Origin of the sequence: Amycolatopsis sp. lyj-90 (assembly GCF_046549035.1) — a bacterium.
Classification (GTDB): domain Bacteria; phylum Actinomycetota; class Actinomycetes; order Mycobacteriales; family Pseudonocardiaceae; genus Amycolatopsis.
The window spans coordinates 363437-384674 of record NZ_JAJPWP010000007.1 but is presented as its reverse complement, the minus strand read 5'-3'; the positions used below and the strand labels follow the sequence as shown (position 1 = coordinate 384674).

The following is a 21238-nucleotide window of genomic DNA, read 5'->3' as shown; positions in this document are numbered from 1 at the left end:
GCAGACTGATGGCTCGTTCCGCGCGGAGGGAGTCACCAGATGGACGAGGTCGCCAAGGCCGTCGAGGAATGCGCTCGATCGGCGAAACGGGCCGCGCCGTCGCTGGCCGCCGCCTCCGCGGAGGCGATCGACGCCGCGCTGAACGCCATGGCGGGCAAGCTGGTCGAGCACGCCGACGTCGTGCTCGAGGCGAACCAGGCCGACATCGCCAAGGCTCGCCAAGACGGTATGAGCGCGGGCCTGCTCGACAGGCTCACCATCACCCCCGAGCGGCTGACCGGCATGGCCGAGCAGCTCCGCCTCCTGGCCGGTGCGCCGCACCAGGAGCGGTCCGTCGAGGTGTCCACTTTGGACGGAGGGCTGCGGCTGGTGGAACGCCGCCGCCCGGTCGGCGTGATCGGCGCGAACTACGAGGCGCGCCCGAACGTCACGGTCGACGTCGCCTCGCAGCTGGTGAAGTCGCGCAACGGTGGCGTGCTCCGCACGGGCTCCGCCGCGCTCGGCTCGGCCCAGCGCCTGCGCGAGACCGTCATCGCCCCGGCGCTCGCCGAGGCGGGCATCGACCCGGACGTCATCCAGCTGGTGCCGCGCGCCGAGCGCGAAGCGGCTTCCGCGCTGGTGCGGTTCCCCGCGCTCGTGCCGCTGGTCATCCTGCGCGGCAGCGGCGACAGCACCCGTGCGCTGGCCACCGAGGCGGCCGTCCACGGCGTCCGCACGCTGGCCCACGCCGACGGTGGCGGCGTGCTGTACATCGACGAAGCGGCCGACACCGACAAGGTGCGCGAGCTGGTCTTCAACAGCCTCGACAGGCTCGGCGTCTGCAACCGGCTGAACCTGCTGCTGATCCACGAGGCCGCGCACGAGCGCGTCTGGCCCGGCATCTCCGGCGCGCTGGCCGAACGCGGCGTCACGCCGTCGCTCGCCCCGCACGAGCACGCCATCGGCTACGAATGGGCGCTCGACTCCGACCGCGAAGCGACCGTCACCGTCGCGAAGGTCGCGAGCCTGCCCGAAGCGGCCGAGATGGCCAACGAGCAGACCTCCGGTCTCGCCGCCGGTATCGCCACCGAAAGCAGCGAAGCCGCTGACGCGTTCTTCGACGCGTACACCGGCACAGGCGTTTTCTGGAACGCTCCCACCCGGCTGCTCGACGGCTTCAAGCTGCTGGCCGTCCCCGAGACCGGCATCAACCTGGACAACGTCCCGGGCCCGCGCGGCCCGGTCACCTACACCGACCTCTACGTGCGGCAATACGCCGTGCTGCCCGCCTGACCCGGGGCGCGGCGATAGCAAAGGTCCCTTGCTCCGGCGACGGGTGTCGAGACCTGACCGTGTGGATTTTGGGACATCTGACGTCCCAAAATCCACACGGTCGTGGCTAGGAACCGATGCTGAGTTCGAATCCTTGCTTCGCCTCGGACTCGGCCTTCCAGATGACGCCTCGGTTGTTGTTGCCGATGTGCACGCCGTACATCTTGCGTCCCGCGGGCACGTCAGCGACCGAGAACTTGCTCGTACAGATGGCTCGCAAATCCAGTGTCTCCCCGGATTTGCGGTTGGCGACCGCGTCGGAGAGCTCCACAGTCCCCACGCCCAGTACTTCGCCGCTCTGGTCCTTTACTTCGACCTGAGCGCCTGGGAGGAGATCGCCATAGCCCGAGCTGGTGCACTTGGCGACGTAGATGGTCCCCTTGAGAGTAAAGGTGGTCGGCTCTTTACTGCCGGAGGTCGTCGTCAACACGATGGTCACCGTCGCCGCCGCGACCACGAAGAGAAAAACGAGGACCAAAAGCGCGGTGCGACGGGTGACCACCATTTCAGCCTCCGGGTGGGCTATGCCGATATGCCGCACGTAACTCGCGTCGATCAGCGCTCCCGTTAACACGGCGGCGATAGCAAAGGTCCCTTGCTCCCGCGACGAGCGAAGCGATCAGCGTCGCCGACGTCGTTTCGAGCGAGGCCGAGGCGGCAACGAGTCCGCTGTGGCGTCCTCGATCTCTTCGGCGAGCTTCTCGACGTCAGGAGACTCCGAAGCGGCGGTCCCAGGCGTCAGCCCCAGCATCTCCGCGGCCAGCTGCTGCGAAGACGCGAACATGCCCGAAGGCTGCTCCTGCGCCCGCCGCAAGGACGAAGGCCGCAGCCGGTTGTACCCCCGCACCGAAACCGGCCGCCGCGTGCGGACCTCGTACTCCGGGAATTCCGCGAGTTCGGTCGCGAGTTCCTTGTCCACCAGGATGGTGCCCGGCCGCGCGGTCGAGGTGAGGCGGGCGGCGAGGTTCACGACCGAGCCGTAGACGTCACCGAACCGCAGGAGGATCCGGCCCGACGCCAGGCCGGCGCGGACGGCGGGCAGCGTCTCGTCGGCGTCGGCGCGTTCGGACAGCGCGAGGGCGATCTCGGCGCCGTCGACGGCGGAATCGGCGACGAACAGCACCTCGTCACCGATCATCTTCACGATCCGGCCGTGGTGCTCGGCGACCACCTCGGTGGCGACGGATTCGAACCGGTCGAGGACGGCGCTCAGCTCGTCTTCGCCGATCTGCCTGGTCAGGCGGGTGTAGCCGACCATGTCGACGAAGCCGACGACCTCGGTCCTGGCCTGGAGGTCTTCGTCCGGGGACGCGAACGCGCGTCCGGAGTAGGCGGCCAGGTGCCGCCGCCAGACGAAGTTCTGCACCTGCTCCAGTTCGGGCAGCAGCCTGTCGACGAGTCGTGCGATCTGGCGTTCGCTGGTGCCGATGTCCTTGTTCTCGGTGATCATCGTCCACAGCATGTGGACCTGCCATTCCGCGAGCCGCGAAAGGTGCTGGCCCAGCGCGCGCGTCACCGCCAGCTCGATGCCCGGGTCGATCAGGCCCGAGTTCATCAGCTGGTCGGCGGTGCGGATCGCTTCGATGTCGGCGTCGGTGAAGACGACCTCGTCGTCCTCGACGGTCGCGAAGCCCAGCGCACGCCAAAGCCGCCGAGAACGCTCTTCGGGAACGCCCGCCTTCTCGGCGACTTCGAGCCGGGTGTACTTGCGTCTGCCGCCGAGCAGGATCCGTTCGAGACGCTGCTGAAGCGCGTCGGGCGCGGGCTCGCCGGAATCGGCCATTACGTGGTGTGAACGATGAGCACGTCCACACCCGACTTCCGGGCCACTTCGGACGGCACGGAGCCCAGGATGCGGCCGGCGAGCGTGTTCAGCCCGCGGTTGCCGACCACCAGCAGGTCCGCGGAGCGTTCGGAGACGACCTTGCGCAGCGCGTCGACGGGGTCGCCGACGACAGCCGTGGTCTCGATGGCCTTCGCGCCCGCCTTGCCTGCCCTGTCCCGGGCCGACAGCAGGGTGTCCTCGGCCGGGGCCGAACCGACGACCTGGTACGCCTCGTCACCGAGGGCGTCCTGCGCCTTCTCCACGTCGCCCTTGTTGGCGGGGTAGTAGGCGCACACGATGACCAGGGTGGCTCCGGAGTCGCCCGCGACCCCCGCCGCCCGGTCGACCGCGGCGAACGAGGAATCCGATCCGTCCGTGCCCACGACCACGGTCCGATATGCAGCCATCCGCAACCTCCACCGATCTCCTCTGGCTCGCGCATGCGCGCGAGCAGCGACGATAACCGCTGGACGATCGGCCCGCAGGCCGTCGTGAAGGCGGTCGGGTGAGAAGGTTACTCGCCAGTCGGTTTCTGCGCTGCCGCAGGTCGAGGTGAAGGCTTCGCGCCGGATGTGGCCTTCGGCACATCGGCCGTCCGCAGCTGCACTGTGGCCTCCGGGTCGGAGGACGGCTTCGCCTTCAGATCCGCCGGGACGTGCGGTTCGTCGCCGAGGACGTGCGTCGCCTCGGCGAGCGCGGTCCGCGCGGTGCGGACCTGCTCGGCCAGGCTGGAGCGCACCTTGCGGAGGGATTCGACCCGTTCGGTGGCCTGGGTGATCCGCCGGTTGGACTCTTCGGTGGCCTGCCGGACGCGGCGGCGTGCCTCGTCGGCCGCCTCGGCGAGCCGGGCGTTGGCCTCGGTGATCGAGTCCTGCTTGCGCTTGTTGGCGTCGGCGACGGACTCGCGCTGACGGCGCTCGATGTCGGCCTTGGCCGCTGTCTCCTCTTCGAGCACCTTCGCGCGGATGGTGGCGGCGTCCTCGGTGGCCTCGCGGACGCGGCGGGCGGCCTCGGCCTTGCTGGAGGCCTCCTGCTCGGCCAGCGCGTGCATGGCTTCGGTGCGCCGCGACGCCATCGCGATCTCGAAGTCCTCTTCGACCTGCGTGCGGCGCTGCTGCGACTCGGCGTCGAGCTTGTCGCGCTCGGCCTTCGCCTTGTCGGTGATGTCCTTCGCCTCGGCGCGCGCGGTCTCCAGGACGCCGCGGTGCTCGGCCTCCATCTCCTTGCGACGGAGGTCGAGCTCGTTGAGTAGCTGCTCGTAGCGGGCCCGCATGGCGCTCGCGTCGGTCTCCGCCTTGGCGCGGATGTGCCCGGCTTCGGCTTCCGCGCGCGCCTTCGTGTCGGCGGACTCGTCCTGCGCGAGCCGCAGCATGCGCTGCAGGCGCTCGGAAAGGCCTTCGACGCTCGTCGGCGGCTGGGCGAGCCTGTCGACCTGCCCGCGCAGGTCCGCGATCTCGCCGCGCGCGGTCTCCAGCTGCCGTGCCAGGTCGCCCGCCTGCCCGATGGCGGCATCGCGGTCGGCGGTGAGCATCTTCAGATCGGCGTCAAGCCGTTCGAGATGTTCATCGACCTGCGCACGGCTGTAACCGCGCTTCGCCACGTCGAAGCCGGCTCCCAGCGGCACTAGCTCCCGTTCCTCGCCAAGGCTCATCCTTCTACCGTAGTCGAGCTGGAGTCACGGAAGGGTGAGCACCCACGCAACGCGCGGCGAAAGTGCGTTCTGGCGCGCTAAACGTTCCGGAAGGCGTTGATCCCGTCGATGTGCTTTTCGCGCAGCTCGTGGTTCCGGACGCCCAGACCTTCTTCCGGCGCAAGGGCGAGCACGCCGACCTTGCCCTGGTGGGCGTTGCGGTGCACGTCCAGCGCGGCCTGGCCGGTGTCTTCCAGCGAGTAGGTCTTCGACAGCGTCGGGTGGATCAGACCTTTCGAGATCAGCCGGTTCGCCTCCCACGATTCGCGGTAGTTGGCGAAGTGGCTGCCGATGATCCGCTTGAGGTTCATCCACAGATACCGGTTGTCGTACTGGTGCATGAACCCGGACGTCGACGCGCACGTGACGATCGTGCCGCCCTTGCGCGCGGCGTAGACCGAAGCGCCGAAGGTCTCGCGGCCCGGGTGCTCGAAGACGATGTCCGGGTCCTCGCCGCCGGTCAGCTCGCGGATCTTCTTGCCGAACCGCTGCCACTCCTTCGGGTCCTGGTTGTTCTCGTCCTTCCAGAACTTGTAGCCCTCGGCGTTGCGGTCGATGATCAGCTCCGCGCCGAGCTTGCGGCAGATCTCCGCCTTCTCGGGGCTGGAGACCACGCACACCGGGATCGCGCCGCCGTTGAGCGCGTACTGCGTCGCGTAGGAGCCGAGACCGCCCGAAGCGCCCCAGATCAGCACGACGTCGCCCTGCTTCATGTCCGCGCCGTTGCGCGAAACGAGCTGCCGGTAGGCCGTGGAATTCACCAGACCGGGGGACGCGGCCTCTTCCCAGGTGAGGTGATCCGGCTTCGGCATCAGCTGGTTCGCCTTGACCAGCGCGATCTCGGCGAGCCCGCCGAAGTTCGTTTCGAAGCCCCAGATCCGCTGCTCGGTGTCGAGCATCGTGTCGTTGTGCCCGTCCGGGCCTTCGAGCTCCACGTTGAGGCAGTGCGCGACGACCTCGTCGCCCGGCTTCCAGTTGTGCACGCCGGCGCCGGTGCGCAGCACGACGCCGGACAGGTCCGAGCCGACCACGTGATACGGCAGGTCATGGCGCTTCGACAGCGGCGAGAGCCGTCCGTAGCGCTCCAGGAACTTGAAGGTCGAGACCGGCTCGAAGATCGAGGTCCAGACGGTGTTGTAGTTGATCGCGCTCGCCATGACCGCGACCAGGGCCTCGCCGGGGCCGAGTTCCGGGGTCGGGACGTCGTCGACGTGCAGCGACTTGCGCGGGTCCTTGTCCCGGCTTTCGAGGCCCTGGAACATGTCGGCCTCGTCCTTGTGCACGGTCACCCCGCGATAGGACTCCGGCACGTCGAGCGACGCCACCGCGCCGAGGTCATCGTTCAGAATGGCCTGCTGGATCTCGCCGAGCTGCGTCATCGGAACCTCCGCGAATGGGGTGGGACGGCGTGTTGGCGCCACTGCGCCGATGTGGGCTCACCGGCAAAGAGTGGTTCGCCCAAATTACTCACGGGTAACCAGGTCCACAACCGTACGAGACGTGGAGCACGTACACATCCCGAAGTGTTATCGACCGGTCTTGACCGGCCGGCCAACCAAGCGGACCATCGGTAGTGGAGATCTCTCCGACCTGCAGGTTCAGCCGATTTTCGGAGGTGAGCACGCATGAACGAACCCACGACGCGCCCCTGGACACGTCCCCATGACTGGGCGGAGGTGGCCGTCGGTGTCGTGGTCGCGCTTTCACCCCTCTGGATGACCACGGACAACACCGCGATGTGGACTCTCGTCGTCCTCGGCGCGCTGATCGCCCTCGACGGCCTCGCGTCGCTCGCGATGCCTGGCATGGTCTACGGCGAGGGCATCCAGATCATCCTGGGCGCGCTGCTGTTCATTTCGCCCTGGGTGATGGGATACGCCGACTTCATGGGCGCGTCCTGGACCGCCTGGATCGGTGGCGTCCTGACCGTGGTGGCCGGGGCGGCCGCGATGCCGATCGCCCAGGCGACGCACAAGACGGCGGGACAGCACTGACGCGCGAGGAGACCACGTGAAAGAGGATTCGGCGAAACAGCGCATTCTGCGGGCCGCGGAGGCGCTTTTCGCCGAATCCGGTTTCGACGCCACCCCGACCTCCCGGATCGCCGAGCGGGCCGGGGTGCCCAAAGGACTGGTGCACTACTACTTCCGGCGCAAGTCGGATCTGCTGGCCGCGCTGGTCGCCGAACTGCCGGACGCCCGGATCGAACCGGCCGTCGTGGTGGTCCCCGGCGATCTCGCGGGCAGCCTGCGCGGCCTCGTCATGGAACTCGACAGGCGGTTCAACCGGTCCCTGGCGCTGTCACACCTGTTGTGGCGCGAGGCCGACACGCACCGCGCGGTCCGCGACGCGCTGGGCGAACGGTTCCAGCAACTCGTCCGTCAGGTGAAGGCGGTGATCGTCGCCGCGACCGGCGGCGAACTCGCGGTCGCGGACGTCGATTCGGCGTCCGGCCTGCTCGCGCGGGCGGTCAGCCATCGCCACGCGACCGCGCGGCACAACGAGGACGGGGACCCCGCCGAGATCGATCGCGAGGTCGCCTTCATCGCAGAGGCGTTGACGCGCGGTCAGTGACCGTCTTTCGCGGGCTCGACCAGTTCCACGAGCACGCCACCGGCGTCCTTGGGATGCACGAAGTTCACCCGGCTGTTCGAAGTGCCGCGCTTCGCCTCCTCGTAGAGCAACCGGAGCCCCTGCGCGCGCAGTGCCGCGGCGGCGGCGTCCACATCGGACACTCGGTACGCCAGCTGCTGCAAGCCGGGGCCGCTCTTCGCGAGGAACTTGCCGATCGCCGAGTCCTCGCGAAGCGGTGCGAGGAGCTGGATCGCCGTCTCGGTCCCCGCGGTGCCCGGCGCGCGGAGCATCGCTTCGCGGACGCCCTGCTCTTCGTTGACTTCCTGGTGCGCCACTTCCAGGCCGAAATGCTCGGTGTGGAAGGCGATCGCGGCGTCGAGGTCGGGTACCGCGATGCCGACGTGGTCGATGGCGGTCACGAAGGGTTTCAGCGCCTGGTTCATGCAAAGCAGGATAGGTCCGCGAGCGGGGGAACCGGCGTGCGCCGCCTCACACTGGCTCCATCAAGAGGCCCTCGCCCCGGGTATGGTCGCGAAGACCGCCTATTGCCCTTGCGCCGATGCTTGGAGGACGCCGTGTCCGGTTCCGTGATCCTGGGTGCCGCCCGTACACCGATCGGGCGATTGCTCGGTTCCCTGAAGGACTTCTCGGGTGCGCAACTGGGCGGATTCGCGATCAAGGCGGCGCTGGAGCAGGCCGGGGTCTCGCCGGACGCCGTCCAATACACGATCATGGGCCAGGTCCTCACCGCCGGCGCCGGTCAGATCCCGGCACGCCAGGCCGCGGTCGCCGGTGGCATCCCGATGACCGTCCCGGCGCTGACCATCAACAAGGTCTGCCTTTCCGGTCTCGACGCCATCGCGCTCGCCGACCAGCTCATCCGCGCCGGCGAGTTCGACCTGATCGTGGCGGGCGGCCAGGAGTCGATGACCCAGGCACCGCATCTGCTGCCGAAATCCCGCGCCGGCTTCAAGTACGGCGACACGACGCTCGTCGACCACATGGCTTACGACGGCCTGTTCTGCGCCTTCGACCAGGTCGCGATGGGCGCGTCGACGGAGAAGTACAACACCCGCTACGGCCTCACCCGCGAGCAGCAGGACGAGTTCTCCGCGCGCTCGCACCAGCGTGCCGCCGCCGCCATCGCGGAGGGCCGCTTCGACGCCGAGATCGCGCCGGTGACGATCCCGCAGCGCAAGGGCGACCCGGTCGTCTTCTCGAGGGACGAGGGCGTCCGCGCCGACACCACCGCGGAAAGCCTCGCGAAGCTGCGCCCGGCGTTCGCCTCCGACGGCACGATCACCGCCGGTTCGGCCTCGCAGATCTCCGACGGCGCGGCCGCGGTCATCGTGGCCAGCCGGGCCAAGGCCGAGGAACTGGGCCTGACGCCGCTCGCCGAGATCGGCGCGCACGGCGTGGTCTCCGGTCCGGACGCCAGCCTGCACGAGCAGCCGTCGAACGCGATCCTGGCCGCGCTGGCCAAGGAGAAGCTGACCGCGGACGCGCTCGACCTGATCGAGATCAACGAGGCCTTCGCGGCCGTCGGCCTGGTCTCGGCCGAGAAGCTCGGTGTCGACGCCGACAAGGTGAACGTCGACGGCGGCGCCATCGCGCTCGGCCACCCGATCGGTGCTTCGGGCGCGCGCCTCGCCGTGCACCTGATCCACGAACTCCGTCGTCGCGGTGGCGGCCTCGGCGCGGCCGCCCTCTGCGGTGGTGGCGGCCAGGGCGACGCGCTGCTGCTCCGCGTTCCGTAAAGCCCTTGCCAGTACAGCTGGACATCGACGAACTGGTCGGTCGCGCGCGGGACGGCGTCCCCCGCGCGATCGCCCGGTTGCTGTCGCTGGTCGAGGACGCGCATCCGCAGTTGCCCGAGGTCGCGGCGAAGCTGACGCCGCACACCGGCAACGCGCGTGTCGTCGGGCTGACCGGCCCACCCGGTGTCGGCAAGTCGACATCGACGTCCGCGCTGCTCACAGCTTTGCGGGCGCAAGGTCTGCGGGTCGGGGTGCTGGCGATCGACCCGTCGTCGCCGTTTTCCGGCGGTGCCCTGCTCGGTGACCGGATCCGGATGACCGAGCACGCCACCGATCCCGGCGTCTTCATCCGTTCGATGGCCACGCGCGGACATCTCGGCGGCCTGTCGTGGGCGACCCCGCAGGCGGTCCGAGTGCTCGACGCGGCCGGGTTCGACGTCGTGCTGATCGAGACCGTCGGGGTCGGGCAGTCCGAAGTGGACGTCGTGAAACTGGCCGACACCACGGTGGTCCTGCTCGCGCCCGGGATGGGCGACGGGATCCAGGCGGCCAAGGCGGGGGTGCTGGAGATCGCGGACGTGTTCGTGGTCAACAAGGCCGACCGCGAGGGCGCCGACGCGACCGTCCACGACCTCAAGCAGATGATCTCCTTGGTGCGCCGGGAGATCCGCGGACCGAGCTGGCGTCAGCCGATCGTGCGAACGGTGGCCTCGCGTGGCGAGGGTGTCGACGACGTCGTCCGCGCGCTGGGCGAGCACCACGACTGGCTGGTCCAGCGGGACGAACTGCCCCGGCGCCGCGCGGCGCGGGCGCGGGACGAGGTCGAGGCGATCGCCGTCCAGCGGCTGCGCGCGGAGATCGTCGACCTGCGCTCCGGCGACCGGCTCGCCGAACTGGCCGAACGCGTGGTCGCGCGGAAGCTCGACCCGTTCGCGGCGGCCGCGGAACTGATCGCGGACCTTCGGGACTCGTGAGTGGTAAGGACGGTTCTAACCGTCCTTACCACTCACGAGGCTTTGTTCAGAGGATTTCGATGACGCGGACCTTCGGCGGACGATTCGGGAAGCTGATATCGGTCCACCGGTTGATTCTCACGTCAGCGCCATTGCTGTCGTAATAGATCAGGTCGTTGTTCCCGGTGTAGATCCGGTCGATCCACCAACCCCCGAAACTGATCCTTCCCCGGTTGGCGTAGCAGTCGACACTGCTGCTCCCGCCGAGGTGCGACCAGATCTTCAGGAAGTTCTCCCCGTCTTTGCAGGGGATGTGGTCGATGGCGAACGAGGTCCCGGTCGGCACGAGCATGCTGAACGTGGCGGCAGCGGCGGCCGCCACGGCCAGGATGCGCCGGGCCTTCTTCCTGCTCGAGATCACAGAATTCTCCTTTAGTGAAGGGAAAAGGAGTGTGCTTCGTGCGAGATCGAGCATCTCGATCAAAGGGGGCCGGTGTCAATTTCCCGGGTGCGTTGAGACAACCAAGTCTGGCCGTCCGTGCAGCGGGTCAGAATTCCACGTACATTTTGATGTCGCCGAAGTCGCTGTCGAGATTGTCCAAATGGGCGATCGCGTCCTCTTTCCAGACTTCGAGCTGGTTCGTCTCGCCGTACGTGAGCTGCTCACCGTCGGCGACCTTGTTGGCGTAGTTCGTGATGGTGACCGTCTGCCCCCGGCAGAACTCGACGCGTTCCAGGAACCTGTCCGCCATGTCCGGATCGAAGACGCGGCCCATCCGGACGTAGCCGTTGTTGACGTGTTCTTCGCAGTAGAAGTGCGCCGCGGCGGAGGCGATCCACTCGGTCAGCGACGGTTCGCCGGGCGGCCACTTCTCGCGGACGTGCGACTTGATCTCCCTGGCGAGGCGGATGACCCGGCGACGTTCGAGGTCGGTCAGCCCGTCCTCCTTGCGGAAGTCGAGGATCATGTCGTCGACGATCTTGGCGAGCCTGAGGACACGCGGCTTGTCGAGTTCGGCGGGCTTGTCCGGCGGCTGCCCGGCCATGACCCTCTCGTGCACCAGGACGTACTGCGTGTACGCGTAGAGGAAGGTCAGCGCGTTCAGCTGCCACTGGTGTCGTTCGGCGATCTCCACGGCTCGACCCTAACCGCGGACCTACTTCCGGACCTGTGTAAGCGGCGGGGATTCACCCTATGCTCTCTTCTTCGTCCACGGCTGGGAGGCAGGAACCGTGCAGAGGATCGCGAAAGTCTTTGTGGCTGTGCTGGGCGCCGGGCTGATGCTCGCGGCCGGTACCGGAACGGCGTCCGCGGAGGCCGTTCCCCCGAAGGTCACGAAGGGGCCTTGCCAGTACACGCAGACGCCGGAGGACCCGGCCGCGCGGCCGGTCCCGCTGCCGCCGGACCCCCGTCACACGCCGAACCGGGGCAAGGTGCCGGTGCAGCTGAAGACCAACCAGGGCAAGATCGATCTGACCCTCGATCGGGCGAAGGCGCCGTGCACGGTGCAGAGCTTCCTGCATCTGGCGACGCACCGGTTCTACGACCGCACGACCTGCCACCGGCTGACCGCGTACCCGACGTTGAAGGTGCTGCAGTGCGGTGACCCGAGCGGCACCGGCGAGAAGGGCCCCGGCTACAAGTACAAGGACGAACTGCCCGTCGGCCTGCCGCCCGCGCCGACCGACCCGACCGGCGAGCGCAAGGTGTACTCGCGCGGTGTCCTCGCGATGGCCAACGCGGGCCCGGCGACGAACGGAAGCCAGTTCTTCGTCGTGTACGGCGACTCCGCGCTGCGCCCGAACTACACGATCTTCGGCACCGTCGGCCACGAAGGCCTGGAAACCCTCGACGACGTCGCCGCCGGTGGCATCAAGCCGACCCCGGAGGACCCCGCCCCGGTCGACGGCGCCCCCGTCCTGAAGACCGACATCCTGCGGGCCCGCCCCTGGTTCTGCTAGGTGACTTCGAAGATGGCCTCGCACAGGGCCTGGGTGGCGCCGCCGAAAGCGTGCTTCGCGGCGGCGCCGTACCCGATGATGAGCCCTTCGCGCCGCGGCTCCCCGATCCAGTAGCCGCTGAGCCCTTCGAGCCCGATCGCCCGGCGGCGGCAGGCGGCCATCACCTCCATCTCCCGGGGGAGCTCGCCGGGAAACTGGAGCACCAGGTGCAGTCCCGCCGAGATGCCCTGCGGCAGCACGGAATCCGGCAGGGCCGCGAGCAGCCGGTCCCGCCGTGAGCGGTACTCGGCGCGACAACGGCGGATGTGCTGGTCGTAGGCGCCCGACTCGATCAGTTCGGCCATCGCCAGCTGGTCCAGCAGCGCGGGCCGGGCCCCGCTCGCGACCAGCTCCGCGCGCACCGGTTCGACCAGGAACCGCGGCAGCACCATCCAGCCCAGGCGCAGGGCCGGCGCGAGCGTCTTGCTCGTCGTCCCCACGTACACGACCCGTTCGGGTGCCAGCGCCTGTAGCGCGCCGACCTGCTGATGGTCGAACCGGAACTCGCCGTCGTAGTCGTCTTCGATGACGACGGCGCCGGTCTCCTCCGCCCATCGGGTGAGTTCCGCCCGTCGCCGAGGGGCGAGCGTGACCCCGAGCGGGTACTGGTGTGCCGGGGTGACCACCACCGCCGGACTGTCCAAAGCGGACACTGCGATCCCGTGGTCGTCGACGGGGACGCCGACCACCCGCGGGCCGTTGGCCGCGGCGATGTCCCGGTAGAGGTGCAGCGACGGGTTCTCGAACGCGATCTCGTCCGCGCCGCGCGCGTGCAGCACCCTGGCCAGGATCGCCATCGCGTGCGAGAACCCGGAACACACCAGGATGCGTTCGGGATCGGCGACCACGCCGCGGCTCCTGGCCAGATACGCGGCGAGCGTCTCCCGCAGTTCCGCCGCCCCGGACTCGCCCGGGTAGTCGAACGCCGAAGCCGGAGCCTGCTGCAGAGCCCGCCGGGTCGCCGCGAGCCAGGCCGACCGGGGGAACGCGGACAGGTTCGGCCTGCCGGGACGCAGGTCCCAGCGCGGCGCCGGGTCGCGGGGGACGGGCCTCGGCGGCGACGCGGGCAGCGCGCCCGCCGTTGCGACGCGGGTCGGGGCGCCCTGCGCGGTCCGCAGGTACCCCTCGGCGGCGAGATCGGCGTACACGCGGGTGACCGTTCCCCTGGCCACCCCGAGGTCCTGCGCCAAAGCCCTGGTCGAGGGCACCGCTGCGCCCGCCTGCCAGCGTCCCTCCCGGATGGCCGCGCGGATCGCGGCGGCGAGCCCGGTCCGGCCGCTTTCGGGGCGCCAGTCCAGGTGGACGTCCATTCCCGAACTGGACCATGATTCTGCCATGTGACTGGACCATACCCGTGGGCCAGTCGCCGCTAGATTCGTAGTCATGACAGAGCGAATCCACCTGGGCAAACGAGTCCCGGAGATCTACCAGGCCATGGCGAAGCTGCAGGCCGAAGTCGAGAAGGCCGCCGCCAACGCCGGCGTCGACCAGAAGCTCCTCGAACTGGTGAAGATGCGCGCGTCGCAGATCAACCACTGCGCCTTCTGCCTCGACATGCACTCCCACGACGCGGTGCAGCAGGGCGAGTCGCCGAGGCGGCTGTACGTGCTCCAGGGCTGGCGCGAGACCGAGCTCTTCACCGAGCAGGAGCGTGCCGCGCTGGCGCTCACCGAGGCGATGACCAACGTCGCCACCCTCCACGAAGTCCCGGACGACGTCTACGAAGAGGCGACCCGGGTCTTCGACGAGGCGCAGTACCGCGCGGTCGCGTGGGAGATCATCGCGATCAACAGCTGGAACCGGATGTGCGTGACCAGCCACGCGCCGCTGCCCGAGCGCGCCGAATGACGGCGGCCCGGCTGCGGGAACTCCACGTCGCGGGGACGCCGCTGCTCCTGCCGAACGCGTGGGACGCGGACAGTGCCCGCCTCGTGGAGGCCGCCGGGTTCCCCGTCGTGGCGACGAGTTCCTTCGCCATCGCCAAGGTTCTCGGGTACGACGACGGGGAGGACGCGCCCGCCGCCGAGATGTTCGACGCGGCCGCGAGGATCGCGCGGGCGGTCTCGGTGCCGGTGACCGTCGACGCGGAATCCGGCTATGGCCTCGAAGCGGGAGTGCTCGCCGAGAGGCTGGCCGAGACGGGCGCTGTCGGCTGCAACTACGAGGACACCGACCACGCGAACGGAGGGATCCGTCCGCTGGACGAGCAGGCGGAACGGATCGCCCGGCTGCACAAGGCCGCCGGGGACGCGCTGGTGATCAATGCCCGCGTCGACGTCTTCCTGGGCGCGTCCGACGAGCGGGCGGTTCTCGACGACGCTGTCGCGCGGGCCAAGGCCTATCTCGAGGCCGGGGCGGACTGCGTCTACCCGATCCTGGTGAAGTCGCCGGAGGTGCTCGGCGAGTTCGTGAAGGCCGTCGCGCCGGGTGCGGTCAACGCCGCCCCGTTGCCGGGAGGCCCCGATCTCTCCGCGCTCGCCGAACTGGGGGTGGCGCGGATCTCGCTGGGTACCGGCCTGTGGAAGTCCGTTCGCGCGGACATCGAGGCGAAACTGGCCGGGGTGGCGGCGGGGAAGCTGCCGTACTGAAGTGGAACCGGGACGGTGCGGCCGGGGGGCGTTGGATGCCCGGCCGCACCGTCCCGGCGACTAGTGGGAAACCGCCTTTTCGGCACCCGCGCCGGTGAGGGAGCGGACCTCCATCTCGGCGTACTTCTTCTGGTTGTGTTCCTTGGACAGCACCGTGCCGAGCCAGCCGAGGAAAAACGCCACGGGGATCGAGACGATGCCGGGGTTGTCGAGCGGGAACCAGTGGAAGTCGACGCCCTGGATCATCGAGGCGCTCTTCCCGGTCTTCGCGTCGACGGGCTTACCCGAGACCGCCGGCGAGAACACGATCAGCAGTACACAGACCGCGAGCCCGCCGTAGATGCTCCACAGCGCGCCCTGGGTGTTGAAGCGTTTCCAGAACAGCGAGTACAGGATGGTCGGCAGGTTCGCCGACGCCGCCACCGCGAACGCCAGTGCCACCAGGAAAGCGATGTTCTGGCCGTTGGCGAGGATGCCGCCGAGGATCGCGACCGCGCCGATCACCAGCGCGGTGATCCGGGCGACCTTCACCTCGGAAGCCGGTGACGCCTTGCCCTTCTTGATCACGTTGGCGTAGACGTCGTGCGCGAACGACGCCGACGCCGTGATCGTCAGGCCCGCGACCACCGCCAGGATCGTCGCGAAGGCGATCGCCGCGATCAGGCCCAGCAGGACCGGCCCGCCGAGTTCGAGCGCCAACAGCGGCGCAGCCGAGTTGACGCCACCCGGCGCTGCCTTGATCGCGTCCGGGCCGACGAGCGCGCCCGCGCCGTAGCCGAGCACCAGCGTGAACAGGTAGAAGATACCGATCAGCGCGATCGCCCAGACCACCGAACGACGCGCTTCCTTGGCTGTCGGCACGGTGTAGAAGCGCATCAGGACGTGCGGCAGGCCCGCGGTGCCGAGAACCAGCGCGATGCCGAGCGACAGGAAGTCGAGCTTGGTGGTACCGGTCTTGCCGTACTGGTTGCCCGGCCCGAGCAATGCTTCACCGGCCTTGCCCGCCTTGTCCACGGCGCCCTGCAGCAACGCGGAGAGGTTGAAGCCGTACATGCCGAGCACCCACAGCGTCATCGCGAGCGCGCCCGCGATCAGCAGTGCCGCCTTGATGATCTGGACCCAGGTGGTGCCCTTCATCCCGCCGATGAGCACGTAGGCGATCATGATGATGCCGACGATCACGATGATCGCGGCCTGTCCGGCCTTGCTCTCGATCCCGAGCAGCAGTGCCACGAGGCCACCGGCGCCCGCCATCTGCGCCAGCAGGTAGAAGAACGACACGGCCAGGGTGGACGTCGCCGCGGCGGCCCGCACCGGACGCTGCTTCATCCGGAAGGCCAGCACGTCGCCCATGGTGAACTTGCCGGTGTTGCGCAGCAGTTCCGCGACCAGCAGCAGCGCGATCAGCCACGCCACCAGGAAGCCGATGGAGTAGAGGAAACCGTCGTAGCCGTAGACGGCGATCGCGCCCGCGATCCCGAGGAACGACGCGGCGGAGAGGTAGTCGCCCGCGATGGCGACGCCGTTCTGCGGACCGGTGAACGCGCGGCCCGCGGCGTAGTAGTCGGAAGCCGTCTTCGTGTTGCGGCTGGCCCGGAACACGACGAACAGCGTGACCAGCACGAAGAGACCGAAGATGGTGATGTTGAGTGTGGGGCTGCTGCCCTCGACTCCGGCGGCGAGGGTCATTTGGTCTCACTCTCGATGTCCGTGCGGATCTTCTCCGCGAGGGGGTCGAGTTTCTTGTTCGCGTAGCGGACGTAGAGCCCGGTGATCACGAAGGTCGAAACGAACTGCAGCAGGCCGAAGACGAGACCGACGGTGATGTTGCCGAACAGCTTCGTGCTCATGAAGCCGTGCGCGTAGTCGGCGAGCAGCACGTAAAGCAGGTACCAGACGAGGAACAGCGCCGAAACGGGGAACACGAACCGGCGCAGCCGCGAACGCAGCTCTTGGAACTCGGGGCTGTCGTGGGCTTTGTCCCAGTCCGTTTCAGGCGGACTGGGAGCGTCCGTTTCGGTGCTCATCGTGCTCTCCTTGCGCCGCGAATGTGTTCCGCGACACGTTAGGGAGGGGGCATGGGGACCGGAACCTTCAGCGGTTCAAACGCCTGCCGAGACGACGAACGGTCGACGAACGGTACTCGGACCACGACGAAGGGGTCTCGGCTGTGCGATCGTCCAGATGCAGCCGCAACATGGCGGCCGTCGACCAGGCGGGAGGCCTGCCCCGCAAGGAAACCACGATCATTACGCCGAATGCCAGCGGAACCGACCACGGCGCGGGCTGGGACACGAGGATGGCGGGCAGGCCGCTCAGTGTCGGGGCGAACAGGGCCACGAGGATCGAGCCCGAAGACGCGACGAGTCCGGTGAGGACACCGCTGATCGCGCCCGCCGCGGTGAGCCGGTTCCACCAGATGCCGAGGACCAGCAAGGGACAGAAGGTCGACGCGGCCACGGTGAAACCCCAGGTGACGAGGACGCCCGCGTCCAATCTGGCCGACGGCAGCGCGAGCAGGACCATCACCGCCGCGGCGCCGAGCACTGACCACCGCAGTCTCCGCAGGCCGCCGGGCGCCAGGTCGTGTGCGATCGCGCCGGAGATCACCAGCAGCAGGCCGAGCGACGTCGCCAGGAACGCGGCGAACGCGCCCGCCGTCAGCAGCCCGGTGAACAGCGACCCCGCCCAGCCGTCGTCGACCTGCGCCGGCAGCGCGACGACGACGGTGTCCGTCGCGCCGGAGACGTACAGCTCGGGCACCAGCACCCGGCCGAGGACGCCGTAAACCCCTGGGAACAGGTAGAAAACGCCGAGCAGGGCGACGGTGATCGCCGCGGTCCGGCGGGCGGCGCGGCCGTCCGGGCTGGTGTGGAAGCGCATCAGGACGTGCGGGAGGCCCATCGTGCCGAGCATGGTCGCGATCAGGATCGCCCACGTGCCGAGCAGCGGATAACCGTGATCGCCGAGGTCGAGCAGCGGCCGTTGCCAGTCCGGCCCGCCCAGCGGGGCGCCGCCCCGGACGGCGGGAACCGGTGCCCCCGCCGCGAATTCCAGCGTTTCGCCACTCCTGGCGATCAGTTCTCCCGGCGGCACGACGTGCTTCTCCGGGCCGAGCAGGGTGGTCGGTTCGCGCAGGGTCAGCGTCACGTCGATCTCGAAGGACAGCTGGGTGTCACGGGCGAAGTGGGTGAATTCCACCGGGTGCACCGAAGCCGCCCGTTCCTCCGGGGAGACCTGGGAGACCAGCCAGATCGCGGGGACGATGAACAGCAGCAGTTTCAGCACGAACTGGAACGCCTGGACGTAGGTCGCCGCGCGCATCCCGCCGAGCGCCAGTGTCGCGCTGACGGCGGTGCCCGCGATGACGACGCCCACCCAGTACGGCGTCCCGCCGACGGCGGTCAGCACGAGCCCGGCGGTGCGGAACTGCGGTACCAGGTAAAGGGTTCCGATCACGAGGACGACGAACGCGGCGAGACGGCGCAGCGCGGGGGAGGCCAGCCGGGCTTCGGCGAAGTCCGGGACGGTGAGCGCGCCGGAGCGCCGCATCGGCGCCGCCACCAGCACCAGCATCGCGATGTACCCGGCGGTGAACCCGACCGGATACCAGAGCGCGCCGATGCCGTCCTTCACCACCAGCCCGGCGACACCGAGGAACGACGCCGCGGACAGGTACTCGCCGGAGACGGCGGCCGAGTTGACCAGCGGCGAGATCCGGCGCGACGCGACGAGGAAGTCCGACGTCGTGCGCATGGCGGCGACGCCGCGCAACCCGATCAACAGGGTGATCAGCACGACGGGGGCCACCGAGAGCGCCGCGACCACTAGTCGTCCTCGATCTTTTCCGCCCGGCGCAACTGCCACCACGACAGCAGTGCCATGGCCGGGTACGGGAGGACCGCGATCATCAGCCAGGACAGCGGGATACCCAGCAGCCGCACCGAATCCAGGCCGGGGAACAGCCCGAACACCAGCGGGAGCCCGAAGACCAGGCCGAACATCCCGGCCAGCGCGGGGAGCCCGCGACGGCGCTGGGCCCGATAGAGCAGGTTCGCGCGTTCGGCGTCGCTCGCCGCCAGCCGGGGGACACGCCAGCGTCCGCGTGCCCGCCGCCGCGAATGCGCGAGCCGGGTCTGCGGACTGGTGACGGCGACCCGTTTGACGCGGCTCACGGGCGGCCCCCTCGGCCGAGTTCGCCGCGTTGCGCGGCGGCGAGCAGCCGGTCACGCAGGTCGCGCGCGTGGCGGCGGCTCACCGGGACGTCGCCCGCTTCGGTATGCGCCAGTAACCCTCCGGTGGTGTCGCTGCGCAGTTCGAGCACCGCGTCCACGGCGAGCAGGAACCCCCGGTGCACGCGGGTGAATCCCGTTCCTTCCCAATACTCTTCGAGCCGGGAGATGGGCATCCGCGTGACATGGACACCGGACTTCGTGTGCAACCGGACGTAGTCGCCGTGTGCCTCGACGAACTGGACGTCGTCGCGCCGGACGTAGCGCGTGCGCCCGCCGGATTCCACCGGCAGCGCGGACATCGCGTCCGGTGCGGGCCGCGGCTCGTCGCCCTGGTTGCCCGCCATCCGGACCACTTTGGACAGTGCGGCGGACAGCCGTTCCGCGCGGACCGGTTTGAGCAGGTAGTCGACGGCGCCGATGCCGTACGCGGCGACGGCGTGGCCGTCGTGCGCGGTGACGAACACGATCACCGGCGGTTCGTTCAGCCGCGCCAGCAACGAGGCGAGCTCGAGACCGTCGAGGCCGGGCATGGAGATGTCGAGGAAGACGGCGTCGAAATGGCTGCCCTGCAACATCTTGAGCGCGTTGAGCGCGTCACCGGCCGCGACCACCTCGGCGACTTCCGGCGCCTCGCGCAGCAGGCTGCACAGTTCGTCGAGGGCGGGCGGGACGTCGTCGACGGCCAGCACCCGGAGACCGTTCGTCACGGCAGTACCCCCGGCTGGAACCGGGGCACGCGCACCACGACCCTGGTGCCCGCGCCGGACTCGGTCTCGACCGTCAGGCCGTACCAGGGCCCGTAGACGCTGCGCAGTCTTCTGTCCACATTGGCCAGTCCGACGCCGTCGCCGCGCCCGGCCAGTATCGCCGCCGCGCGGGCGGGGTCCATCCCGGGACCGTCGTCTTCGACGCTGATCACGCAGTCGTTCCCTTCCGCCATGCCCTGCACCTGGATGAAGCCCGCCTCGGAGCGGGGTTCGATCCCGTGCCGGATCGCGTTCTCCACCAACGGTTCCAGCACGAGGTACGGCACCGCGACGGCCAGCACTTCCGGCGCCACGCGCACCTGGACCCGTAGCCGTTCGCCGAGCACCGCGCGCTGCAGCGCCAGGTAGGTCTCGATGGCGCGGAACTCCTCGGCGACCATCGTGTACTCGCCGTGCCGGGCGAGGCTGTAGCGGGTGTACTCGGCGAAGTCGAGCATCAGGTCGCGGGCGCGGTCCGGATCGGAGCGGACCAGCGAGGAGATCACGGTGAGCGCGTTGTAGACGAAATGCGGGGAGATCTCGGCCCGCAGCGCGCGCAGCTCCGCCTCCGCGGCCTGCTCGGCGGACGCCTCCAGCCGCCCGCGTTCGAGCGCGTGGACGACGAGCTCGGCGGCCTGGCGGGCGACGGTGTTCGTCCCGCCCGCGACCAGGAGGACACCGGACAGTTCTTCGTGGACGTGGAGCGGCAGTGCCAGCAGCCCGGGTTCGGACACCGGCGTCTCGGAGTGGAGGACCTCGTCGAGCGCCGACACCACGACGTCGTCGGCCGCCGGGCGGCCGGACCAGATGAGCGAGCCGGAAAGGTCGGTGAGCCCGAGACCGGGCACCCCGAACAGCCGCCGCAGGCCGTGCGTCGCGTGGCGGGCGCGTGGCCCGGCGAGGCCGTCCATCAGATCGTCGGAGACGCGCTGGGCGGCGGCGAGCACCGGCACCGGATCCGCGCTCGCGGCGGGACGCCAGGGCAGACGGGTGGTCATCCGGCCTCCTCCGCGACGTCGAGGGCTAGATCCTAACGTCGGTGCGTGGTTTCGGCGGTTACGCTCCGGGCATGGTCACCGATGATGCCGTGGTGCTGCGCTTGGACGTCGTCATGCGACGGCTCGCTTGGGCGGGCTTCGTGGCCTTCGGCGCGGGCGGTGTCGTGTGGCTGTTCTCGCAGGTGGTGTTCGGGCTGTTCTGCGTGGCTTTCGCGGGGGTGATCCTGCTCGCGCTGCGGCGCTCGGCCGCTTCTCTGGTGGTTTCGGCGACGGGGTTCTCGGTGCCGGGCGTGTTCGAGGTCCGGTGGACCGAGGTCACGCGGCTGCGGGTGTGGCGGGAGAAGCGGCGGGTGGGGCGGTGGATGCACTGGTGGCACTACCGGCTCGAATGGACCGGTTCCGGGCCTGAGGTGCTGCTTGAGGACGGTGAGTACGCGTACGCGCTGGGGCACCTGGGTGGGGGCGCGGCGCTCTACGCGGCTCTCGCCCGCTTCGCTCCCGCTGGGGTGGTCGAACTCTCGGAGTGAGTGGGTCCAGGGACGCTATGAAAGGCCCGTTAC

24 protein-coding genes are annotated in these 21238 nt (G+C 69.3%); 9 read left to right on the top strand and 15 right to left on the bottom strand.

The features are described 5' to 3' along the window. Positions 1-39 precede the first annotated feature (39 nt). The gene (locus ACLJPX_RS28150; protein WP_410603174.1) at positions 40-1272 is read left to right on the top strand and encodes an aldehyde dehydrogenase family protein; all 1233 of its coding nucleotides are present in this window, start codon (positions 40-42) and stop codon (positions 1270-1272) included. Between the two features lie 106 nt (positions 1273-1378). On the opposite strand, the gene ACLJPX_RS28145 is transcribed toward ACLJPX_RS28150, so the two are convergent. From ACLJPX_RS28145 to ccrA, 5 genes are all read right to left on the bottom strand, one after another. Continuing rightward, positions 1379-1885, bottom strand: a complete 507-nt coding sequence (locus tag ACLJPX_RS28145) for a hypothetical protein (RefSeq protein WP_410603172.1) — start codon at positions 1883-1885, stop codon at positions 1379-1381. Positions 1886-1930: 45 nt separating this feature from the next. Further along, the gene (locus tag ACLJPX_RS28140; protein ID WP_410603170.1) at positions 1931-3094 is read right to left on the bottom strand and encodes an adenylate cyclase regulatory domain-containing protein; all 1164 of its coding nucleotides are present in this window, start codon (positions 3092-3094) and stop codon (positions 1931-1933) included. Next, positions 3094-3543, bottom strand: coding sequence for a universal stress protein (locus ACLJPX_RS28135; RefSeq protein WP_101610077.1), 450 nt, complete (start codon positions 3541-3543; stop codon positions 3094-3096). Before ACLJPX_RS28135 ends, ACLJPX_RS28140 begins: the two co-directional genes overlap by 1 nt. Before the next feature lie 107 nt (positions 3544-3650). After that, on the bottom strand, positions 3651-4760 hold the full coding sequence (locus ACLJPX_RS28130; RefSeq protein WP_410603496.1) for a chromosome segregation protein: 1110 nt from the start codon (positions 4758-4760) through the stop codon (positions 3651-3653). Positions 4761-4864: 104 nt separating this feature from the next. Next, complete coding sequence (gene ccrA, locus ACLJPX_RS28125) at positions 4865-6205, bottom strand: crotonyl-CoA carboxylase/reductase (protein WP_410603167.1); 1341 nt, start codon at positions 6203-6205, stop codon at positions 4865-4867. 246 nt (positions 6206-6451) lie between these two features. Between ccrA and ACLJPX_RS28120 the strand changes: the two genes are divergently transcribed. After that, the gene (locus tag ACLJPX_RS28120) at positions 6452-6820 is read left to right on the top strand and encodes an SPW repeat protein (RefSeq protein WP_101610074.1); all 369 of its coding nucleotides are present in this window, start codon (positions 6452-6454) and stop codon (positions 6818-6820) included. 16 nt (positions 6821-6836) lie between these two features. Next, the gene (locus ACLJPX_RS28115) at positions 6837-7400 is read left to right on the top strand and encodes a TetR/AcrR family transcriptional regulator (RefSeq protein ID WP_410603165.1); all 564 of its coding nucleotides are present in this window, start codon (positions 6837-6839) and stop codon (positions 7398-7400) included. On the opposite strand, the gene mce is transcribed toward ACLJPX_RS28115, so the two are convergent. Further along, positions 7394-7843, bottom strand: coding sequence for a methylmalonyl-CoA epimerase (gene mce, locus ACLJPX_RS28110; protein ID WP_410603163.1), 450 nt, complete (start codon positions 7841-7843; stop codon positions 7394-7396). The two genes, ACLJPX_RS28115 and mce, sit on opposite strands and share 7 nt — an antisense overlap. 132 nt (positions 7844-7975) lie before the next feature. On the opposite strand from mce, the gene ACLJPX_RS28105 reads away from it, so the two are divergent. Together ACLJPX_RS28105 and meaB are read left to right on the top strand one after the other, a co-directional pair. After that, on the top strand, positions 7976-9157 hold the full coding sequence (locus ACLJPX_RS28105; protein WP_410603161.1) for an acetyl-CoA C-acetyltransferase: 1182 nt from the start codon (positions 7976-7978) through the stop codon (positions 9155-9157). A 5-nt stretch (positions 9158-9162) separates the two neighbouring features. After that, positions 9163-10131 carry a methylmalonyl Co-A mutase-associated GTPase MeaB gene (gene meaB, locus ACLJPX_RS28100; protein ID WP_101610071.1) on the top strand — a complete coding sequence of 323 codons (969 nt, stop codon included), beginning with the start codon at positions 9163-9165 and terminating at the stop codon, positions 10129-10131. 46 nt (positions 10132-10177) lie between these two features. Here the strand turns inward: meaB and ACLJPX_RS28095 are convergent, their stop codons facing one another. Both ACLJPX_RS28095 and ACLJPX_RS28090 read right to left on the bottom strand, forming a co-directional pair. Further along, positions 10178-10531: a beta/gamma crystallin domain-containing protein gene (locus ACLJPX_RS28095; RefSeq protein WP_410603159.1), complete on the bottom strand. Its 354-nt coding sequence runs from the start codon at positions 10529-10531 to the stop codon at positions 10178-10180. 127 nt (positions 10532-10658) lie between these two features. Beyond that, positions 10659-11246 carry a hypothetical protein gene (locus ACLJPX_RS28090; RefSeq protein ID WP_101610069.1) on the bottom strand — a complete coding sequence of 196 codons (588 nt, stop codon included), beginning with the start codon at positions 11244-11246 and terminating at the stop codon, positions 10659-10661. Between the two features lie 145 nt (positions 11247-11391). Here ACLJPX_RS28090 and ACLJPX_RS28085 point away from each other — a divergent pair, with 145 nt between their 5' ends. Further along, positions 11392-12072 (top strand): peptidylprolyl isomerase, encoded by a 681-nt coding sequence (locus ACLJPX_RS28085; protein WP_101613454.1) that lies wholly within the window; start codon positions 11392-11394, stop codon positions 12070-12072. On the opposite strand, the gene ACLJPX_RS28080 is transcribed toward ACLJPX_RS28085, so the two are convergent. Then, the gene (locus ACLJPX_RS28080; RefSeq protein WP_410603157.1) at positions 12069-13448 is read right to left on the bottom strand and encodes a PLP-dependent aminotransferase family protein; all 1380 of its coding nucleotides are present in this window, start codon (positions 13446-13448) and stop codon (positions 12069-12071) included. The two genes, ACLJPX_RS28085 and ACLJPX_RS28080, sit on opposite strands and share 4 nt — an antisense overlap. A gap of 46 nt (positions 13449-13494) precedes the next feature. Between ACLJPX_RS28080 and ACLJPX_RS28075 the strand changes: the two genes are divergently transcribed. Together ACLJPX_RS28075 and ACLJPX_RS28070 are read left to right on the top strand one after the other, a co-directional pair. Next, positions 13495-13959 (top strand): carboxymuconolactone decarboxylase family protein, encoded by a 465-nt coding sequence (locus ACLJPX_RS28075; RefSeq protein WP_101610066.1) that lies wholly within the window; start codon positions 13495-13497, stop codon positions 13957-13959. Next, positions 13956-14699, top strand: a complete 744-nt coding sequence (locus ACLJPX_RS28070; protein ID WP_410603155.1) for an isocitrate lyase/phosphoenolpyruvate mutase family protein — start codon at positions 13956-13958, stop codon at positions 14697-14699. Before ACLJPX_RS28075 ends, ACLJPX_RS28070 begins: the two co-directional genes overlap by 4 nt. A 60-nt stretch (positions 14700-14759) precedes the next feature. Here ACLJPX_RS28070 and ACLJPX_RS28065 read toward each other — a convergent pair whose 3' ends face one another. The 6 genes from ACLJPX_RS28065 to ACLJPX_RS28040 form a co-directional block, all read right to left on the bottom strand. Continuing rightward, complete coding sequence (locus ACLJPX_RS28065; RefSeq protein ID WP_101610064.1) at positions 14760-16388, bottom strand: cation acetate symporter; 1629 nt, start codon at positions 16386-16388, stop codon at positions 14760-14762. Further along, on the bottom strand, positions 16385-16726 hold the full coding sequence (locus ACLJPX_RS28060) for a DUF485 domain-containing protein (protein WP_410603152.1): 342 nt from the start codon (positions 16724-16726) through the stop codon (positions 16385-16387). Before ACLJPX_RS28060 ends, ACLJPX_RS28065 begins: the two co-directional genes overlap by 4 nt. Before the next feature lie 67 nt (positions 16727-16793). Then, complete coding sequence (locus ACLJPX_RS28055; protein WP_410603150.1) at positions 16794-18527, bottom strand: cation acetate symporter; 1734 nt, start codon at positions 18525-18527, stop codon at positions 16794-16796. After that, complete coding sequence (locus tag ACLJPX_RS28050) at positions 18527-18874, bottom strand: hypothetical protein (protein WP_101610061.1); 348 nt, start codon at positions 18872-18874, stop codon at positions 18527-18529. Before ACLJPX_RS28050 ends, ACLJPX_RS28055 begins: the two co-directional genes overlap by 1 nt. Next, on the bottom strand, positions 18871-19641 hold the full coding sequence (locus ACLJPX_RS28045) for a LytR/AlgR family response regulator transcription factor (protein WP_410603148.1): 771 nt from the start codon (positions 19639-19641) through the stop codon (positions 18871-18873). The genes ACLJPX_RS28050 and ACLJPX_RS28045 overlap by 4 nt, the downstream gene beginning before the upstream one ends. After that, on the bottom strand, positions 19638-20678 hold the full coding sequence (locus ACLJPX_RS28040; RefSeq protein ID WP_410603146.1) for a sensor histidine kinase: 1041 nt from the start codon (positions 20676-20678) through the stop codon (positions 19638-19640). The genes ACLJPX_RS28045 and ACLJPX_RS28040 overlap by 4 nt, the downstream gene beginning before the upstream one ends. 71 nt (positions 20679-20749) lie before the next feature. On the opposite strand from ACLJPX_RS28040, the gene ACLJPX_RS28035 reads away from it, so the two are divergent. Next, positions 20750-21205 carry a hypothetical protein gene (locus ACLJPX_RS28035; RefSeq protein ID WP_410603144.1) on the top strand — a complete coding sequence of 152 codons (456 nt, stop codon included), beginning with the start codon at positions 20750-20752 and terminating at the stop codon, positions 21203-21205. The last annotated feature ends 33 nt before the right edge of the window (positions 21206-21238 follow it).

Bases quoted from the DNA above. Each gene is read 5' to 3' on its own strand.
- ACLJPX_RS28060 (WP_410603152.1), bottom strand. From the start codon at position 16,726: ATGAGCACCGAAACGGACGCTCCCAGTCCGCCTGAAACGGACTGGGAC.
- mce (WP_410603163.1), bottom strand. From the start codon at position 7,843: ATGAACCAGGCGCTGAAACCCTTCGTGACCGCCATCGACCACGTCGGC.
- ACLJPX_RS28080 (WP_410603157.1), bottom strand. From the start codon at position 13,448: ATGGCAGAATCATGGTCCAGTTCGGGAATGGACGTCCACCTGGACTGG.
- ACLJPX_RS28150 (WP_410603174.1), top strand. From the start codon at position 40: ATGGACGAGGTCGCCAAGGCCGTCGAGGAATGCGCTCGATCGGCGAAA.
- ACLJPX_RS28065 (WP_101610064.1), bottom strand. From the start codon at position 16,388: ATGACCCTCGCCGCCGGAGTCGAGGGCAGCAGCCCCACACTCAACATC.
- ccrA (WP_410603167.1), bottom strand. From the start codon at position 6,205: ATGACGCAGCTCGGCGAGATCCAGCAGGCCATTCTGAACGATGACCTC.
- ACLJPX_RS28070 (WP_410603155.1), top strand. From the start codon at position 13,956: ATGACGGCGGCCCGGCTGCGGGAACTCCACGTCGCGGGGACGCCGCTG.
- ACLJPX_RS28120 (WP_101610074.1), top strand. From the start codon at position 6,452: ATGAACGAACCCACGACGCGCCCCTGGACACGTCCCCATGACTGGGCG.
- ACLJPX_RS28040 (WP_410603146.1), bottom strand. From the start codon at position 20,678: ATGACCACCCGTCTGCCCTGGCGTCCCGCCGCGAGCGCGGATCCGGTG.
- ACLJPX_RS28085 (WP_101613454.1), top strand. From the start codon at position 11,392: ATGCTCGCGGCCGGTACCGGAACGGCGTCCGCGGAGGCCGTTCCCCCG.
- ACLJPX_RS28140 (WP_410603170.1), bottom strand. From the start codon at position 3,094: ATGGCCGATTCCGGCGAGCCCGCGCCCGACGCGCTTCAGCAGCGTCTC.
- ACLJPX_RS28135 (WP_101610077.1), bottom strand. From the start codon at position 3,543: ATGGCTGCATATCGGACCGTGGTCGTGGGCACGGACGGATCGGATTCC.
- ACLJPX_RS28035 (WP_410603144.1), top strand. From the start codon at position 20,750: ATGGTCACCGATGATGCCGTGGTGCTGCGCTTGGACGTCGTCATGCGA.
- ACLJPX_RS28075 (WP_101610066.1), top strand. From the start codon at position 13,495: ATGACAGAGCGAATCCACCTGGGCAAACGAGTCCCGGAGATCTACCAG.